At 45.4% G+C, this 16,956-nt stretch carries 19 protein-coding genes; 8 read left to right on the forward strand and 11 right to left on the reverse strand.

What is annotated here, in order from left to right; all coding sequences use genetic code 11:
- The 4 genes from BBC0122_RS12320 to BBC0122_RS12335 all read right to left on the reverse strand — a co-directional run bounded on the left by BBC0122_RS12320 (nucleotide 1) and on the right by BBC0122_RS12335 (nucleotide 4,571).
- Complete coding sequence (locus BBC0122_RS12320; protein ID WP_077994198.1) at nucleotides 1-489, reverse strand: tellurite resistance TerB family protein; 489 nt, start codon at nucleotides 487-489, stop codon at nucleotides 1-3.
- Between the two features lie 253 nt (nucleotides 490-742).
- A complete protein-coding gene (locus tag BBC0122_RS12325; protein WP_077994204.1) occupies nucleotides 743-2,308 on the reverse strand; it encodes a heme biosynthesis protein HemY in 1,566 nt (521 codons plus the stop codon).
- Between the two features lie 16 nt (nucleotides 2,309-2,324).
- Nucleotides 2,325-3,794: a COG4223 family protein gene (locus BBC0122_RS12330; protein ID WP_077994205.1), complete on the reverse strand. Its 1,470-nt coding sequence runs from the start codon at nucleotides 3,792-3,794 to the stop codon at nucleotides 2,325-2,327.
- Between the two features lie 90 nt (nucleotides 3,795-3,884).
- Nucleotides 3,885-4,571, reverse strand: a complete 687-nt coding sequence (locus BBC0122_RS12335) for a uroporphyrinogen-III synthase (RefSeq protein WP_077994207.1) — start codon at nucleotides 4,569-4,571, stop codon at nucleotides 3,885-3,887.
- A gap of 273 nt (nucleotides 4,572-4,844) precedes the next feature.
- On the opposite strand from BBC0122_RS12335, the gene tsaD reads away from it, so the two are divergent.
- The 5 genes from tsaD (at nucleotide 4,845) to BBC0122_RS12360 (ending at nucleotide 8,359) form a co-directional block, all read left to right on the forward strand.
- Nucleotides 4,845-5,921, forward strand: coding sequence for a tRNA (adenosine(37)-N6)-threonylcarbamoyltransferase complex transferase subunit TsaD (gene tsaD / locus BBC0122_RS12340; protein ID WP_077994721.1), 1,077 nt, complete (start codon nucleotides 4,845-4,847; stop codon nucleotides 5,919-5,921).
- Nucleotides 5,918-6,907, forward strand: a complete 990-nt coding sequence (locus BBC0122_RS12345) for an NAD(P)H-dependent glycerol-3-phosphate dehydrogenase (protein WP_077994208.1) — start codon at nucleotides 5,918-5,920, stop codon at nucleotides 6,905-6,907. The genes tsaD and BBC0122_RS12345 overlap by 4 nt, the downstream gene beginning before the upstream one ends.
- Before the next feature lie 3 nt (nucleotides 6,908-6,910).
- Entirely contained in the window at nucleotides 6,911-7,201 is a 291-nt protein-coding gene (locus BBC0122_RS12350; RefSeq protein WP_077994210.1) for a YciI-like protein, read from the forward strand.
- Nucleotides 7,202-7,627, forward strand: coding sequence for an EVE domain-containing protein (locus BBC0122_RS12355; protein ID WP_077994211.1), 426 nt, complete (start codon nucleotides 7,202-7,204; stop codon nucleotides 7,625-7,627).
- A gap of 75 nt (nucleotides 7,628-7,702) precedes the next feature.
- The gene (locus tag BBC0122_RS12360) at nucleotides 7,703-8,359 is read left to right on the forward strand and encodes a class I SAM-dependent methyltransferase (RefSeq protein ID WP_225868123.1); all 657 of its coding nucleotides are present in this window, start codon (nucleotides 7,703-7,705) and stop codon (nucleotides 8,357-8,359) included.
- A gap of 301 nt (nucleotides 8,360-8,660) precedes the next feature.
- Here BBC0122_RS12360 and BBC0122_RS12925 read toward each other — a convergent pair whose 3' ends face one another.
- Complete coding sequence (locus BBC0122_RS12925) at nucleotides 8,661-8,927, reverse strand: hypothetical protein (RefSeq protein ID WP_149866707.1); 267 nt, start codon at nucleotides 8,925-8,927, stop codon at nucleotides 8,661-8,663.
- 257 nt (nucleotides 8,928-9,184) lie between these two features.
- Here BBC0122_RS12925 and BBC0122_RS12370 point away from each other — a divergent pair, with 257 nt between their 5' ends.
- Both BBC0122_RS12370 and BBC0122_RS13080 read left to right on the forward strand, forming a co-directional pair.
- Entirely contained in the window at nucleotides 9,185-10,378 is a 1,194-nt protein-coding gene (locus BBC0122_RS12370) for a L,D-transpeptidase family protein (RefSeq protein ID WP_077994233.1), read from the forward strand.
- The gene (locus BBC0122_RS13080; protein ID WP_188318053.1) at nucleotides 10,371-10,607 is read left to right on the forward strand and encodes a sulfurtransferase TusA family protein; all 237 of its coding nucleotides are present in this window, start codon (nucleotides 10,371-10,373) and stop codon (nucleotides 10,605-10,607) included. Before BBC0122_RS12370 ends, BBC0122_RS13080 begins: the two co-directional genes overlap by 8 nt.
- Nucleotides 10,608-11,090: 483 nt before the next feature.
- Here BBC0122_RS13080 and BBC0122_RS12380 read toward each other — a convergent pair whose 3' ends face one another.
- Both BBC0122_RS12380 and BBC0122_RS12385 read right to left on the reverse strand, forming a co-directional pair.
- Entirely contained in the window at nucleotides 11,091-12,185 is a 1,095-nt protein-coding gene (locus BBC0122_RS12380) for a CobW family GTP-binding protein (RefSeq protein ID WP_077994239.1), read from the reverse strand.
- Nucleotides 12,182-13,267, reverse strand: coding sequence for a D-alanyl-D-alanine carboxypeptidase family protein (locus tag BBC0122_RS12385; protein ID WP_077994723.1), 1,086 nt, complete (start codon nucleotides 13,265-13,267; stop codon nucleotides 12,182-12,184). The genes BBC0122_RS12380 and BBC0122_RS12385 overlap by 4 nt, the downstream gene beginning before the upstream one ends.
- 378 nt (nucleotides 13,268-13,645) lie before the next feature.
- Between BBC0122_RS12385 and BBC0122_RS12390 the strand changes: the two genes are divergently transcribed.
- The gene (locus tag BBC0122_RS12390; protein WP_077994243.1) at nucleotides 13,646-14,095 is read left to right on the forward strand and encodes a universal stress protein; all 450 of its coding nucleotides are present in this window, start codon (nucleotides 13,646-13,648) and stop codon (nucleotides 14,093-14,095) included.
- A gap of 127 nt (nucleotides 14,096-14,222) precedes the next feature.
- Here the strand turns inward: BBC0122_RS12390 and BBC0122_RS12395 are convergent, their stop codons facing one another.
- From BBC0122_RS12395 to BBC0122_RS12410, 4 genes are read right to left on the reverse strand one after another with little or no spacing between them, the layout of a single operon-like run.
- Entirely contained in the window at nucleotides 14,223-14,774 is a 552-nt protein-coding gene (locus tag BBC0122_RS12395) for a biotin transporter BioY (protein ID WP_077994245.1), read from the reverse strand.
- 12 nt (nucleotides 14,775-14,786) lie between these two features.
- The gene (locus tag BBC0122_RS12400) at nucleotides 14,787-15,407 is read right to left on the reverse strand and encodes an energy-coupling factor transporter transmembrane component T family protein (protein WP_225868124.1); all 621 of its coding nucleotides are present in this window, start codon (nucleotides 15,405-15,407) and stop codon (nucleotides 14,787-14,789) included.
- A complete protein-coding gene (locus BBC0122_RS12405) occupies nucleotides 15,404-16,078 on the reverse strand; it encodes an energy-coupling factor ABC transporter ATP-binding protein (protein ID WP_077994247.1) in 675 nt (224 codons plus the stop codon). The genes BBC0122_RS12400 and BBC0122_RS12405 overlap by 4 nt, the downstream gene beginning before the upstream one ends.
- Nucleotides 16,079-16,138: 60 nt before the next feature.
- Nucleotides 16,139-16,945 (reverse strand): lysophospholipid acyltransferase family protein, encoded by an 807-nt coding sequence (locus BBC0122_RS12410; protein WP_077994249.1) that lies wholly within the window; start codon nucleotides 16,943-16,945, stop codon nucleotides 16,139-16,141.
- Nucleotides 16,946-16,956: the final 11 nt, after the last annotated feature.

Here is a 16,956-nt window from a genome sequence, read left to right on the forward strand (position 1 = left end):
CTATTCATTCTCTATGGGGGCTTCCGGTTTTTCGGTAAGTTGTTTTCTTTTCCCCGCCATTTTTTTCAATTCCAGACGATCCTTGCGGTCAACCCCGATCATTTCGGCAATTCGCCAGATCAGTGTGTCTTCCAATTCATAAATATAACCATCGGCATATGCAATTTCCCATAGCAATCCTATAAATTTGATACATTCCTGACGCGTAAGGTGGCGTTTCAATGTCGAGGTAAATTGGAATATATCAAGACTGTCACGATTGGCTGCTTTTCCTGCTTCGATCAATGCCTTCAATTCGGATCCGGCAAGCGCGAACTCATGGGAAATAATATCATAAAGAACTTTTTTCTCTACACCCTGTTCCTGACCATCCGCATCGACAACGTGAAAAGCAAGGGCGACCGCCGCAACGCGTGGATCATCATCGCCAAACACGTGATTGGTATTTGCAAGCGATTGTAAAAAATCTGTCAGATGCTTTAATATCAATCCCTGCCCTCGCCTTTTCGGAATAGGTTGATGTGGCACGCAGCCATTCAACGAGAAAATACAAAACGTTCGACTTTATTCTCTATCCGGATTCTTTATCCCGTTTTAGATTTTTCATCCGGTTTTAGGTTTTTCATCCGGTTTTAGATTTTTTATCCGGTTTGAAACCCGATATTTTTTCAATCGTCCCAACAGGAAACCATCTGCAACCGGTTTTCAAACTTTTGGCCGATTTTTGGTAATTTTTCAAACCTTATTTCTTATGAACACCAGGATCATCGACATTGATGCGCGTAACATCGACAGGTGTCTCCGGTTTTGACGGGTCAACAGCATCGACAATCATTATCGGTTTTGTGTGGAATGCTTGCGTTCCTTCCCCTTCATGGTTTCCGATTTTTTCCGATCCGATTTTCGCTTCCGCTTTGAGCGCTCCGCTCTTTCCGGTATTGGATGCTTTTTTTGCCTCCTTCGGCGATTGTTCAATGGCAGGAGGTATAACTTCATCCGGATTTAAAGTCAGTCCCGGATTGCGTGAAGGGGCTTGCCACCGGAAAACATCCAATTTGCCGCTGATCGGTGAAACCGGTTGCCATTTTTCAAAGATTTTGCCATCCGCCATCCAAACCGGATCATGGTCGGCGCGCACCGCCAAAGATAACCATTGACGTACCCGCCCCTGATCGCCGCTTTGCGCTTCTTCAATATCGGCAAGCAACAGATAGGCACTCTCGCGAGGAGCAATTTTTAACGCTTTTTCCGCCTGATCGCGCGCAAGCTGCAATTCTCCCGCATCAAAAGCCGATCGAGCAACAATATAGAACGATTCATAGGCTTGCGGATTTTTTTGGAAAAGTGTTCTGGATTTTTTCAAGCGGTCGACAGCACGTTCTTCGCCATCGAGATAAAGGCTTGCCAAATCACCATGGGGCGAGGTTTTCCATAAATTTTCTATGAGCCTGTCAGCTTTGCCGATTTCATGTTGGCGATAGAGTATATCGGCAGCGACCAATGTTGCCGGAACAAATGACGGTTCGAGCTTTTGGGCTTTCAATGCTGTTTTACGCGCATCGTCGGGATAATATTCAAACATATCCTTTGCCTGACCGGTCAAAAGGACAACACGTTTATGCGTCAGTTTTTTATCTGCCCGTTTCGAGCGCGGCAGCGATTTCACCTCGCGGTCAAACAGCGCAATGGCTTTATCCCATGCCCCTTCCGAGCATAACCGGTCGAGCATTGCCTGATTGGCCCATGTAACCGAAGGAGCAACGAGACTTGCTTTTTCTGCATATTGACCGGCCGCTTCATAAGCGCCCGATCTCATGGCTTCACGATAAAGCCCGTAAAACCCCGCAAGTTTCGTTTTCGGAGACTTGCTCATTTCCTCGTAAATGCGAAGTGCATTGGGAACATCGTTTTCTGCAAGCAAGGTTCTTGCTTCCAGAAGTTTTACCAGAGGTTCGTTGTCGCTATCGAGATAACGGGCAACCCGTTTGTTCATCTGTTTTGCAGTGTCAATATCACCGGATAGAATTGCCAACAGCCCGTTCGACAATGCGTCACGACCTTTTTTCTGCCGTTGTTCTGCGAAATGACGCGAAAGCCTATGGGGTGCAGAAAAGATAGATTTCAGGAGCCAGAGCAACAACAAGACAATGACCACAAGCAGAACAAAGGCAATCACGGCTGTCAGAACCGACACTGTTACCCGGCTTGAACCAAAATCCATCACCAGATCTCCGGGATTGTTTGCAATCCACGCAAATCCGGCACCAAGAATTGCTACCACAAGAACATAAAAGAGTACGCGAACCATTTTTCTGAATACTCCTCTAATTCAAATCTTGTGCTTTGGAAGGAGACATAAGCTTGCTTAAAATCTCCGATAAAACCGCATCGGCATCACGCCGCATTTTCAATTTTGTTATAAAATCCGATGAAACATCCTTGGCATTTTGGGGCAAATTCTGCCACTCGCTCAAAGCACGTTCATTATCGCCTTTTTTAATTGCGACTTCCATTCTTGCAGCAATTGCCGGTGCATTTTCTCCCTCTACATTTCCGACCGGACGGGAAGCAACCAGACCTTTTGCACTTGCCCATAATTTTTGACCGAAACCTGCGTCACTTGCAGGTTGATTTTCAGTTCGGGCAATTTCATCGGCAACATGGGCAAATTCTTGCGAAAGTTCGGCCTGATTGGGAACACCCTTATCGGCATATTGTTCGAGGTTATCGAGCGAAGTCAAATCGGGCGCAAGATTTTTGAGCATATCAAGCTCGGCTGCATAGGAACCACCGCGATCAATCGCATTTTTAAGTGCATTGGCCGCTGTTATCGACGCAATGTCCTTCCCCTGAACAGGGTTCTTGAATTCGCTTTTTACCGCTTCGATCTCATTCTTCAAATGATCTATATCTTCGGCATTTTTATGAGCCAAATCCAAAGCCTCACCGGATTTTTCCGATATTGCGGAGACTGATTGCAACCGGTTTTGAATATCATCAAATTTCTTTGTCAAAACTCCGGCGGCCTGAGGATTGGCGTTATCACTTCCCAATGAGTTGACAATATTGTTCAATGTTTCAACATTGTCGATAACGCCCGACAATTGCTCGCCCATTGCGTTGGTTTTGCTATCGAGTTCGCCAACAGAAGAAACAACTTTATCAAGTGCTTCGCGGTCTTCGGAAGAAAGTTCGGCGGTAATTGCAGCACCATCTGTCGCATTCTGTTTGAGACTTGAAATCCGGTTTTCAAGTTCAGCCAATCTGGTTTGTGTGGAATTATCCTGACGGGAAAAGGCCGGCAACAAACCGCTCCATTGCAACCCCGCTCCAAGAACGAGGGCAATAACACCACCGGCAACACCTGAAGCAAAATGGCTGAAACCGCCTGTTTTTGCACCGGTGGATTTTTGTTGTCTCGAAGCTGTCGAAGCGCCATTGTTTTTTTCATCGGCACGAGAGGTCTGGTCACTTGCCATTTTTACCTCGTTTTTTTCTCTGTTGGTCACTGGAGTGGTTTTTCTATTGGCGGAGGTTTCCGCACTATATGTGGCAGATGTTTTTGTTTCGGCTTTTGCGACCGATGATGATTTCGCTACAGCAGTTTTCCCGTTTTTCCCCGAAGCTTCCGCCATCGAATTTTTATTGTTTTCATCAAAAGCGACAGGCTCGGCTTCCGGAATACCGTTCTTTCCCGAGTGAATGGCCTTTTCTGCGTGAAGATCGACAACCGGCGGCTTACGGGTTTTCCCCGAATGCCGGGATTTGGCCTTTGGTTTTTGAGGCTCTGCCATTGCTCCTCGCTTTCCTTGTTTAATCTCTCGCCAGAATATGGGCGTGAGATGAAAGAATGGTTTAAATCACCTGAAAATATTGAAAATAGTTTAAGCCAATATTGCCTTCAAGCCTTCTAACATCGCTTTCTCGTTCGGTTCATATGCTATAATCGGTGCATTCAAAAATGTTTTCGGAATAGCATTTGCTATACGCATCGAAAGACATAAAAGTACCGTTGATTGATTAATATAGCCGCCAATTTGTTCAAGACCAGAAGCTGCCATCGCCGAATAGAGCATAACGGCCTCGATTTTTTGCGGAATCTTACGTTTTTGTTTTTCATCAAGCCTTATCGGTACTGTATCATAAATTTCGATCAGCTTTAAAAATTTGTATTTCTGCCGCAAATGGTCTTCAAGATCGGGTCTGCGCACATGGCCGGCAAGATAAAGAAGATGATCGGTCGAGGCTCTTTCTATTCGATGACCAAGAGTTTGTGCATCAGGTGCAACAACCGCAATATTGGTGAAACCTGCTTTTTTGGCCGCTTCTGCCGTTTGTTCCCCGACAAGATAGAGAGGTTTTTGGCGAATTTGGTCCAATAAATCCCTTTTCGCATATAAAAATGCCGATTCACTTGTGGCAATAACAGCATCACATGAAACCTCGCAACGGGTGGCAGGTAACGCGATGGTTTTTGATAAAGGCAAAACATAGGGAAAGAAATTCAAACGACGCAAATGTTCGGCGGTTCGCGTTGCACCGGGTTCAGGACGCGTCACCAGAATGACCATAAAGGAAAACTCCATTTCTTAAAAAAGCCGAAAGATAAATCCGGATTTATCTTTTTGCTTTATAACATGGCAAATTCTATTCGATAGAACTGGTTATTTGATAGAACCGGTTTTAAAATCGTTGTTTTCATGATAGCCAAAAAAGCTAAAACTGACAATTGATTGTCCTGATAACAACTTTGCTAACGATCTTGGTGACAGACAAGATTACGTTCAAAACCATAATGGAAAATATCTTTGAAACGGCTTTCGGAAAGGTGCTTGAGGCGCAAAATGCGTGTTTTAGGAATTGAAACGAGTTGTGATGAAACGGCGGCCGCTATTGTCGAACGTGACGAAGGTGACAAAGCACATATATTGAGCAATATCGTTTGGAGCCAGATTGAAGACCACATTCCTTATGGTGGTGTTGTTCCGGAAATTGCCGCACGCGCGCATGTCGAAATTCTTGACGGGCTTGTCAAACGTGCCCTTGAGGAAGCAAACACCGGACTTCAGGATATTGATGCCATTGCCGCAACAGGTGGCCCCGGACTTATCGGCGGATTGATTGTCGGTTTGATGACGGCAAAAGCACTGGCTCTTGCTGCAAACAAGCCCTTTATTGCAGTCAATCATCTGGAAGGCCATGCGCTGACTGCAAAACTTACCAATAATCTTGACTATCCCTATCTTCTGCTTCTTGTTTCAGGTGGTCACACACAGGTTATTCTGGTCAAAGGATTGGGTGATTATCAACGCCTTGGCACAACTATTGACGATGCATTGGGGGAAGCTTTCGATAAAACCGCAAAGCTTCTTGGCCTTCCTTATCCCGGTGGACCGATTATCGAAAAACTGGCCGCTCAGGGCGATAATCAAAGAATAGAACTGCCAAGACCGTTAAAGGGTGAAAAACGGCTCGATTTTTCATTTTCCGGTCTTAAAACTGCGGTACGACAAATTGCTCTGGAAATGGCACCTTTAAGCGACAAAGATATTGCCGATATTGCAGCCTGTTTTGAACTTGCTGTGACCGATACACTAAGCGACCGTGTCGAACGTTCACTTGCCGTTTTCAAAAACGAATATCCTGATAAAGAGGCTTCTCTTGTGGTTGCCGGTGGCGTTGCATCGAACAAAGATATAAGAAATTGTTTGCAACAATTGTGCGACGCGCACGGGTTCAGATTTATCGCACCACCAATCGGCCTTTGCACCGACAATGCGGCCATGATTGCCTATGCAGGGCTACAACATTTTATTCACGGCGACTATTCATCCTTCGATATTGCCCCGCGTTCGCGCTGGCCACTTGATGAACAGTCATCGCCATTGATCGGTGCCGGACGACGGGGAGCCAAAGCGTGACCAAAACTTCCAAAAAAATCGCCGTGATGGGAAGTGGCGCATGGGGGACAGCGCTTGCTGTTCTGTCTCGTAATCTGGGGCACAATGTCTCGCTTTACGGGCGCAATCCCGAAACCGTCGAAAAAATTAACAGCCAGCACATCAACCCCTATTATCTTCCGGATGTGGTTTTACCCTCCGGCATTTCTGCGACAACAGATGCAGGAAGTGCACTCTCTTCTGCCGATCTTGTCCTTGCGGTTATTCCGGCACAGGTTTTTGCCTCTGCCTTGGCCGGTTTTGCCCGCTTCATTCCCGAAAAGACACCGGTTGTTCTGTGCGCCAAAGGCATAGAACAAAAAACCGGACGTTTTATGTCCGACATTGTCGAGAATATTTTGCCCGATCACAGTTTAGCTGTTCTTTCCGGCCCCAGTTTTGCCGAAGATGTCGCCCGTGGTTTACCGACGGCGGTAACCATTGCTGCAAAAAATATCAACCTTTCCCGCGAGATTGCCAATGTATTTTCGGGACCGGTTTTCCGTTGTTATGCGAGTGATGATATTATGGGCGTAGAAATTGGCGGATCGTTGAAAAATGTTCTTGCTATTGCTGCCGGTGCGGCTGCGGGGCGAGGTTTGGGAGCAAGTGCACAAGCCGCTCTTGTAACCCGCGGTTTTGCCGAGTTGCGCCGTATCGGAAAGGTTATGGGCGCGAAAGCCGAAACCATGACAGGGCTTTCGGTATTGGGCGATCTTATCCTCACCTGTTCATCGTCGAAGTCGCGTAATTTTTCTTATGGTTTTGCACTTGGACAAGGGAAATCGACAGATGGTTTGAAACTGGCGGAAGGCGTTGCTACCGCACCCGGTGCTGCCGATTTATGCAAAAGAAAAAATATCGTTGCACCGGTTATTGATGCTGTCGCCAACCTGCTTGACAGACGTATCACCATCGATCAGGCTGTTACCGCACTTATAACTCGCCCATTGAAATCGGAGGATTAGACAATGCTTTACGCCGTTATCTGCAATGACAAAAAAGACCATTTGCATATTCGTCTTGAAATACGCCCGAAGCATCTCGAATATTTGAAAAGCCTTGGCAAAACTCTCAAATTTGCCGGTCCGTTTCTTGATGCTGATGAAAAACCCGATGGCACTTTGGTTGTTGTGGAGGCAAAATCACCGGAAGAAGCAAAAAGTCTTGCCGAAAACGACCCTTATGCAAAAGCCGGTCTCTTCAGTGATATGAAAATCCGTCCGTGGCGCTGGAGTGTCAATAATCCCGAGGAAGCTTAAATGGCTTATTGGTTATTCAAATCCGAGCCATTCAAATGGTCGTGGGACATGCAAAAAAATAAAGGCGCCGAAGGAGAACAGTGGGACGGTGTGCGCAACTATCAGGCACGCAACAATATGCGTGCCATGAAACTTGGTGACAAAGGCTTTTTTTACCACTCCAATGAAGGGCTGGAAATCGTTGGCATTGTCGAAGTTTGTAAAACCGCCCACCACGATTCGACCACCGATGATCCGCGTTGGGAATGTGTCGATATTCGCGCTGTTTGCGACATGCCGAAACCCGTTACTTTGAAAGCTGTCAAAGCCAATCCGAAACTTGCCAATATGTCTTTGGTGACATCCATGCGCCTTTCGGTGCAGCCGGTACGCGAAGATGAATGGTTGGAAGTCTGTAAAATGGGAGGGCTTTTACCGGCACCTTGACAATTCCTTAGCTGAATTGCCCTTGGTCGAATTGCCCTTAGTCAAATTGCCCCCGGCCGGATCGGTTTTGCCACTGTGATAAACAAAGAAACATTTATCCTTGAAAACACTTCACCACTCCCCTGTCTCAATATACCGGCGATAAAACTGTATCAGGCCGATGAAATCCACGACCTCTGGCATATGACAGAAGCGGAAATAGGAAAAATCGGCTTGGATCCACCCTTTTGGGCTTTTCCATGGGCAGGCGGCGAAGCTTTGGCACTCTATATTCTGGAAAACCCGGAAACAGTAAGGGGGAAAAAAGTGCTCGATTTCGCGTCCGGTTCGGGGCTTGTCGGCATTGCTGCGAAAAAAGCGGGAGCTTCTCTGGTTCTTGCCAATGATATTGATGCTTTTGCATGTGAGGCTATCCGGCTTAATGCCCGCCTCAATCATGTATCAATCGAAATCGACAATAACAATCTTGTCAAAAATGGTAGCCACTTTCAAAACTCTTTCGATGTTATCCTCGCAGGTGATGTTTTTTATGACAAAACAATGAGCGAAACGGTTATAAGCTGGCTAAAACTCTTTGACAGATCAAAAACCGCCATATTCATTGGCGATCCTGCACGCGCCTATCTACCGGTCGAATGGATGGAAGCAAAAACATCTTTCAAGCTACATGTTTCAAAAGCAATAGAAGATAACAGTTTCAAGCATGTAACAATCTGGCAAATGAAACCGTAAAAAATAAAACGGTTTTTTGAAAATCCGGTTCAAACAAACGGGTTTCCCGTGAAACCATGCCTGTTCAAGCAATAGACGGGAAAAAACGACATTCTTCTGATTGGCAAACTTATAACTTCACCAATTTTAAAATTCGCAATTTTTACCCCTTAGAAGTCGTTCCTCAAATCACTATATTATTGATATAGGCAATAATCTTATCTGACCGGCTTTAAGCCGGATCGGGGGTTTTATCTGACCGGCTTCAAGCTGTGTCGAGGGGTTTATCTGACCGGCTTTAAATAAAAGCCGGATTGAAAGATTAAAAGAGCTGGCAAGAGGAAGCCGGTATATGGCTCCTCGAAGAAGGTAGAAGAACAGATATGTGGTTGATGCGCATTATCCGGGCAGTTCTCTCACTGGCAATTGCCTTCATTGTTGTGATTGTGGTGGTAAATAATGCCAGCAGCCGGGTGGCTGATAATATGGCAAAATTTTCTGTTCCATTTGCTGTCATGGACGACCACAATTTCAGGAAAAATCCCGAAAAACCGGCCACCGCTTCAACGGGTTCATATGTCCCGACCATAATTGAATAGCCGTTCAAAACTTGAAAAGATCGGATAAGAAACCGCGGCCGCGAAAACAATAATATTGAAAAAACGGCGGTAAACCGGATTGTTATATTCTCGTGGCTATAGAAATGCGGGCTTTTTAGGGGATGTTTAATTTTTTTGGTGTTATGTTATAGTAAACACAACTGGTCAGGTTTCATCTTTCAAATGGATGAAATCACCTCGATTGAATCTGGTATTGGTGAGGACCTGCTCATCCGGAGCTTTATGAATGAAATTTAGAACTGCGCTTCTTGCTTCTTTCTTTCTTACAGCGACTTTTCTGAGTGGTTGCCAGGAATCATCGAACTTGCCGCAAATCGGTAAAGCGACACAAGAATTACCGAAAAAGCTGCAAGACAAGATGGTTGCCAAGAATATGGAAAAATATTCGCCTATCGTTGTGCGGGTTTTCAAGGAAGAAAGCGTCGTCGAGATATGGAAGCAGACACGCACCGGAAAATATGACCTGATTTCCACCTATAACATATGCAAATGGTCGGGAAAACTTGGACCTAAATATATGGAAGGAGACCGGCAGGCTCCTGAAGGTTTCTATACAATCCGCCCAAGCCAGATGAATCCGAATTCAAACTATTATCTGGCTTTCAATATCGGCTTTCCGAACGCGTACGATCAGGTCAACGGTCGCACCGGCCAACATTTGATGGTTCATGGGGCATGTTCGTCATCCGGCTGCTATTCGATGAGCGATGAAAATATTGCTCAGATTTACGCATTCGGGCGTGACTCGTTCAAAGGTGGACAACGTGAATTCCAGCTTCAAGCTTTTCCATTCCGCATGACTGCCGAAAACATGGCTCGTTACCGCAATGATCCGAATTATAAATTCTGGACAATGCTGAAAGAAGGCTATGACATTTTTGAAGTCACAAAACGCCCGCCGAAGGTTGATGTCTGTGAAAAACGCTATGTTTTCAATCGTAATACCGATGGCAAGGCTTTGACACCGGCAGGCGTATGTCCGGTTGCAACACCCGATGCAGCATTGCAGACGGCTTTTGCATCATATCAAAAGAAATATGATGATGCATTTTCATCTGCCCGCGAAAAGAAAATGAAAGCACCGGCACCGACAATTCAAGGTGTGGAAGAAGCTTCTCTGGTTGCCGATTGGAGCCGTAAACGTGCTTCCGGTGTACAAGTATCGCGCGAGCCACCGTCACTGACGCCGGCATCGAAAGAAACACCTGACGCGCCGGATATAGCAAAGGAAAATGCCGTTGCGTCAAAAGCTGCTGTTTCCAATGAAAAGACAGCAAGCACAGTTGTACCGGCACAAAAACCTGAAGTCGCTGGCCAGTCGCTTGCCGAAGAGGAAGCACAAAATTCCGGTGCGCCGGTTACTCCGGCGGCAGGCGAACCACAAACAAAGAAATCGCTCTGGAAATTATTTGGTGGTTGAAAAAAGTTTTATATATGATTTATGCGGGCTGAAATGCCCGCTTGTTCTTTTGAAGGCAAGAAAAAAGCGGCGTTTACTCCCCGATAATATAACGCTTGTCATATTAAGCGATGACCCGTTGGCACCTTTGGACATTGCCAATTATTGCCAACATAATAATTATGATTTTAAAAAACGTCTGGAAAATCACATTCATCATCTTTTTATCATTCCACGACAGAACACTTGAAAAAGCGGCCGGCACGTAAATCGGCTTTTCCGGCATAATCCTTTAAATTACTCAGTTATGAGAAGATCAATTCTATTTTTAAATTTTATTTATATTCAAAAGTTTATCCATTCAAAATATTTGAATAAGTCATCATATAATTAAACAATTCAATTTCTAATTGCTTATCACGATATTCATGAAAATGATTGCTTAATTAGAATTTTTTAAATTAGGAATTTCAATATTTAATTGATTTTATGTTTATTTTAAAGAATCTTATTTAATAAGATTGTTTTCAGGTTTCTCTATTTGTTACCGATGTTTTCGGCTTATTTTAACTTATTGTTTGAAATGCCGTTTCCGGTTGCAAAAAATTTTGTTGGGCTATTTAACCCGTATTTCACTTGGAATTTTACCCGCAGCCGTAAATCATTCAAACCGGAAAGGAATGAATTTTACGGCCAAAACAAAATGGTATTTGTGCAGATAATTTTCTTCACTTTAAAATTTGAAGCCCGGTATTGCGAGCGGATTATCTGTTATTGCTGCCCGATCAGCCTTATCAAGCACAGGTTTGCCCAAAAAAGCGTCGAACATTTCCCGCACTGTGGTTTCATCCACCCCGTCGGTAATCACAACAAGCCGCGTTTCATGACGGCCTTCCGGCCATGCGGATAACCGAACTGGCGGATGGAACAATGTCTGGACACCATGGATGACAACCGGACGTGACGGGTCTTCCTCCAGCTCGACAATGCCTTTCATACGCAACATTTTTGGCCCGTGATTGGCGCGCAAAAGATCTATAAAAGCTTCCAGCGCAAAATAGGGAATAGGTTTGTCGTGGGTGAGAGAAAAAGCATGAATCGTATCGGAATGGCGATTGACATCATGATGGTGATGATGGTGATCGTGATCGTCTTCCTTACCAAGCCAGTTTCTTATATCCGGCACTTTCTTGTTCAAATCGAAAACGCCGATATTGACGAGTGCCGAAGGCGGGCAATGGGCAGCATCGGAATAAAGAATTTCGGCCATGGGATTAAGTTTGCCAAGCTCGCTCATCAATGGCTCGAGAGCTTTTTTGTCTTCAACAAGATCGGTTTTGGTGAGAACAATCCGATCAGCCAATGCAACCTGATTGCGTGCTTCTTTATGCCTTGCCAGAGTTTCCAATCCGTTTATCGCATCAACAGCGGTGATAACCCCGTCTATGACAAATGCCTGAACCATTGCCGGATGGCCTAACAAAGCTTGCAGAATGGGTGCGGGATCGGCAAGGCCTGTTGTTTCGATAACAACATGGTTCAAGCGTTTGATACGCCCTGTTTGAAGCCTGTCGACAAGACTTGCAAGACTATCGACAAGCTGACCACGCATTGTACAACAAAGACAACCATTGGATAATTCGATAACGCCGTCATCGGCTTGTTCGACAAGAAGGTTATCAATTCCAACCTCGCCAAATTCGTTGACAATAACGGCTGTATCGGTGAGCATCGGGTCTTTCAAAACGCGATTAAGCAAAGTGGTTTTGCCCGCCCCTAAAAAACCGGTAAAAATTGTAACAGCGATACGGTTCATCGAATTCGTCATTGTGCATCCATTGATTGGGGACGAGGTGTCGGAACAGGAATTTTCCACGCCGGTATTTCACCCGGTTTTGCAGGCGCCGGTGCCGAAATCAGCCGAACCTGCATGGGTGTAACATCAAGTGGCCGTGCTGAAATATAGGGAGAATCGAAAACCACTTTCCCCTTTTCATCACGATGCTGCATGCGTGCTTTCCACGCATCATCATTGCAAATCCTGTCTTTAATATCGCTAATTTGCGTTAGTTTCGTTCCATAAGGCTGCAAAGTTGCAAGCGTTGTTTGTGACGAGCCTTGGCTCGAAAAACCGTCGTTCAAAAGTTTGGCGGCGAGCGCTTCACGCTGGTCGATACGATCAGCACCGAGAACTACCGCGATAATTGTGCGTTTGTTGCGGGTGGCAGATGCGACAAGATTAAATCCGGACGCACATATAAAACCGGTTTTCATGCCATCGGCACCGGAAAAACGGCCGATCAGATTGTTTGAATTCTGTTCGACTTTTCGCCCGCCGCCAAAATCAATCGCGGGAATAGAAAAATAATGGGCATATTGGGGAAATTCCCGACGGATCTGTACTGCAAGAACGGCAAGATCACGGGCGGTTGAATAATTGTCGGGATTGGGAAGGCCGTTGGCATTGGCAAAATGTGTTCCGAACATGCCGAGCCTTTGGGCTTCTTCATTCATGCGTACAACAAAAGCCTGTTCGGAGCCGCCAACTGTCTCGGCAATCGCTGTTGCGAGATCATTGGTGGATTTTACCAAGGTGATTGACAAGGCTGTATCAAGGTCAAGAACGGAACCCGGTTTATATCCCGAATGGCTGGGTGGAAGCTTTGCGGCTGCCATGCTTATCGTTACTCTTGTTTCAGGCGTAACCTCGCCATTATGGAGTGCCCGAAAAGTGACATAGGCAGTCATCATCTTTGTCAAGGAAGCAGGATACCAACGGTCGAATGCTTCATTATGGGCAAGAATACGACCGCTTGCGACATCCACCGATATATAAGGGTTGGCATGGGCAACAGCCAAACTTATAAAAAACATTATAAAAAGGACGGGTAGACCCGTTATTTTACACATATTGTAAGATCCGGATTGGTTTTCGGATCCTGATTGGACTTTTGTTTTCATTAGCGATTCTCTTGAAACCGGCTTTTGACCGGAAAAATAGATCTTATCATTTTCAGATGAAGCTTATTAATCCTATAGCTCATAAAATTCAAAACCGCATAAAAATATGGCGATTGGCACGTAAATTGATGCGAATTTACCGGATATAGCCGCCTTCAAGAGCGGCTTAGCTGTGAACAAATGTTTTTTCCTGCCCCGATATGGAAGCGCGAATAAAATATAGTATACTTCGGACAAGTTTAGCTTTAAAATTATTGAAGCGGAGCGAGATAATTCTTATTTGCGTGGTAGGGCATAAGTCCGAATAGAAGAGGGAAGGAAATAAATATGTATGAACGTATTCTTGTGGCAACGGATGGTTCGGAACTTGCTGGCCGTGGCGTTGATGCAGCCGTCGAACTTGCAAAGAAAACCGGCGGTGAACTTTTCGTTGTGACAGTAACAAGTCTGATGCCGTCTTACGGCATTGTCGTCGGCGCAGAATGGGCTTCCAGCCCCGGTGCTTTTGACGAATTCCGTAAAGAGATGGAAGATGGTGCACGCAAGATTCTTGAAGGTGCACTCAATAAGGCTGAAAAACAGGGCGTTAAAGCAAAAGGCGTTCATGCAGAAAACCAGCTTGCTGCTGCCGGCATTGTCGACGCGGCAAACGAACATAATGCCGATCTTATTATCATTGCCTCGCATGGGCGTCGCGGTGTTAACCGGCTCATTCTCGGCAGTCAGGCTTCGGAAGTTCTGGCCATGAGTGAACGTCCGGTTATGGTCATTAAATAATCATTTCATTCAACGAACTGTTAAAAGCGGGCTTTATGCCCGCTTTTTTTATGAAACACACATTTTTCTATTAATTTTTTCCGTTATTTTTTCTGTGAATTTTGCTTTTGTCTATTCAGCCTGCTTTTTATTTATTTGCCCCCATTAAATCCGGCAAAGCTTTGCGCAGACGGGTTGCAATCAAATAGGCCAGAATAATCTTTACCATGTCGCCAGGCACAAAGATAAGGTCACCTAAAAAAGCTTTGGAAAAATCAAGCCCGCTCATCATGGTGAGCCAGACAACGCCAAACAAATGATCGATACAAAAAACTCCCGCCATCATAATCAATATCTGTTTGGCGGGTGTCAGTTGTTTGCGAAAAACATGAAAGAAATAGCCGATAAAGGCCGCAGTAAACGGAAAACTGATAAGATAACCGCTTGTGGGCGCAAAAAATACACCTATGCCACCACGCCCGCCGGATAGAAGCGGGAGTCCTGCTGCAACCAATACAAGAAATAAAAGACAGGCTGCAAAGCCTTTTTTTGCCCCCAAAACCGCACCGGAAAGGATAATTCCTAACAGTTGCGCAGTAATGGGAACAGGAATAACGGGAACCGGAATGGCCGGTAAAAATCCTAAAATTGCAATAAAGGCCGCAAAAAGCGCAACCGCAACAATATCACGAATAGACATTCTCTCCCCCGCTCAATTTTTCCCGTTTTTATTGTTCACATCTTCATCAAAACAACGCGCCTCGATTGCGGCTGCCACATCGGCTTGAACCTTCAAGCTTCTTATCAGAACCGGCATAATGACCGCAAACACATTATTTTCCAACCCTCGTGCTTTTTGTGCTTCGCGTACATCTTTGGCAATATCCGAAAAGATTGCAATAAATCGTAAAGTGAGCGACAGCCCTAACGAGATTTTCGCAGGATTTACGCCAAAGAAGCGCGTAAATGAAAATAATTTCTCGAAACAGGCCATCATTTTTGAAAATGGCGTTGTCAATGTTACGAGTGTGGCAAGCAGTAACAGACTTGAAAGTCGTATGATGACGAGTGCAGCACTTGCCAAATTGTTTGAAAAATATTGAACAATGAAGAGTGCAACAAGAAACCATAAAATTTTCTTTAGCTCGAAAACCGGCTGCAAAAGCGGAAAACCTGCCAGTAAAAAAAGACACCAGATGAAAATGAGAGAACAAACCGCCAATAAAAGTGATGGTAGATAAAACAGCCCGATACTGCAAAAAAAAACGATAGCAAGTTTCAACCCGGCCGGGAGCCGATGAATAAATGTCGTCCCGTAACTCGGATCAATCATGCCATCGCCTCCTCGTAATAGCTAATTGACTTTTCCGGTATATCGTCATGGACAACTCTACCATGGTCGATGACAATAACCCGATCGAAGTTTTTGAGCATATCAAGATCGTGCGAAACGACGATAACTTGCTGGGAAAGACCGAAAATTGTTTCTGTCATTTTTCGTTTGTTGGAAAGATCAAGCTGGGTAGTGGGTTCGTCGAAAACAATGATTTCCGGTTCCATGACGATAACACCGCAAAGTGCAACCAATTGCCTTTGTCCACCACTCAAACTTTGCACAGATTGTAGCCGCGCCGCCTGCAGGTTGAAGCGGTCAAGCACATAATCGATCCGTCTCGCGATTTCGGCTTTTTCAACACCGATATTTTTCAAACCGAATGCAAGGTCTTCTTCAACCACCGGCATGACAATCTGGTTATCGGGATTTTGAAAGACAAACCCCACTTTGCGACGGATGTCTTTGCCATATTTGCGACTGTCGAGTGAATCGACCAGCACTTCACCCGATGTTGGTAATCGCAAACCGTTGAGCAATCGCACAAACGTACTTTTGCCCGAACCATTGGCACCAATAATAGCAATCCGCTTCTCGGAAAGTTTCAAATTCAAATGATCGAGTATCTTCTGGCCGCCCGCCTCGACACAAACATTTTTAAGTTCAATCATGTCAGTGGAATACCCCGATTAATGAAGAATTTTCTGTCGATCCGACCAATAGTTCAAGCGCTAGTCGCGGGTTGGTCCGGTCCAGTCAACGCCCAACTCTTTCAGCCTTTTGACCGCTGTCGGCGGCATAGCAGGCGGGTTCGGATCAAGCGCGGCCTTCACGAGCAGTTCGTCACACGCACTTTCGGTGTCTTTTATCAGACGCGGCAAAAATTCGCGTTTATTAAGGTTGGCTTCAATAGGTGGCAATACGCGCACACGAATTTTACCCGGATAACGGCGGAAATTGCCGCGTGGCCAATAAAGCCCGGCATTGTGGGCAATGGGCACAACCGGCAAACCGAGTTCATTATAAATAGCAACAATACCGGGTTTATAGGCGGGTTCTGCTCCCGGTTGACGGCGCGTACCTTCCGGAAAAATCAGAATCTGGCGACCTTCTGCCGCTTTTTCTTTGGCGCCGGTGAGAACCGCCTTCATGGCTTTCAAAGGTGAACCGCGATCAATGGGAATAATGCCGGTTTTCAACATGTACCAGCCGAAGATCGGTATCCATGTCAATTCACGCTTCATAATGAGCGAGGGGTCGTCAAGAAAAGGAACGAGGCCGAACGTCTCCCATGCCGATTGGTGTTTTGGTGCAATGATGTAGGCACCTTTTGGCAGGTTTTCGAGGCCTTCGATTTCAAAATCCGTTCCGGCAATATGTTTTTGAAGAAATAAATTTACCCGCGCCCATGTTTTGGGAACAATCCATGCTTTTTTGCGCGGAAGAAAAAAGTAGAACGGCGCATAAAGAATCATCTGGACAAAAGTTGTCACATAGAATGCTGCCGTAAACAGGATTGACCGGATTGCAAGAACCATAATGTTTCCAT

Origin of the sequence: Ditibartonella choladocola, assembly GCF_002007565.1 — a bacterium.
Taxonomy (GTDB): domain Bacteria; phylum Pseudomonadota; class Alphaproteobacteria; order Rhizobiales; family Rhizobiaceae; genus Bartonella; species Bartonella choladocola.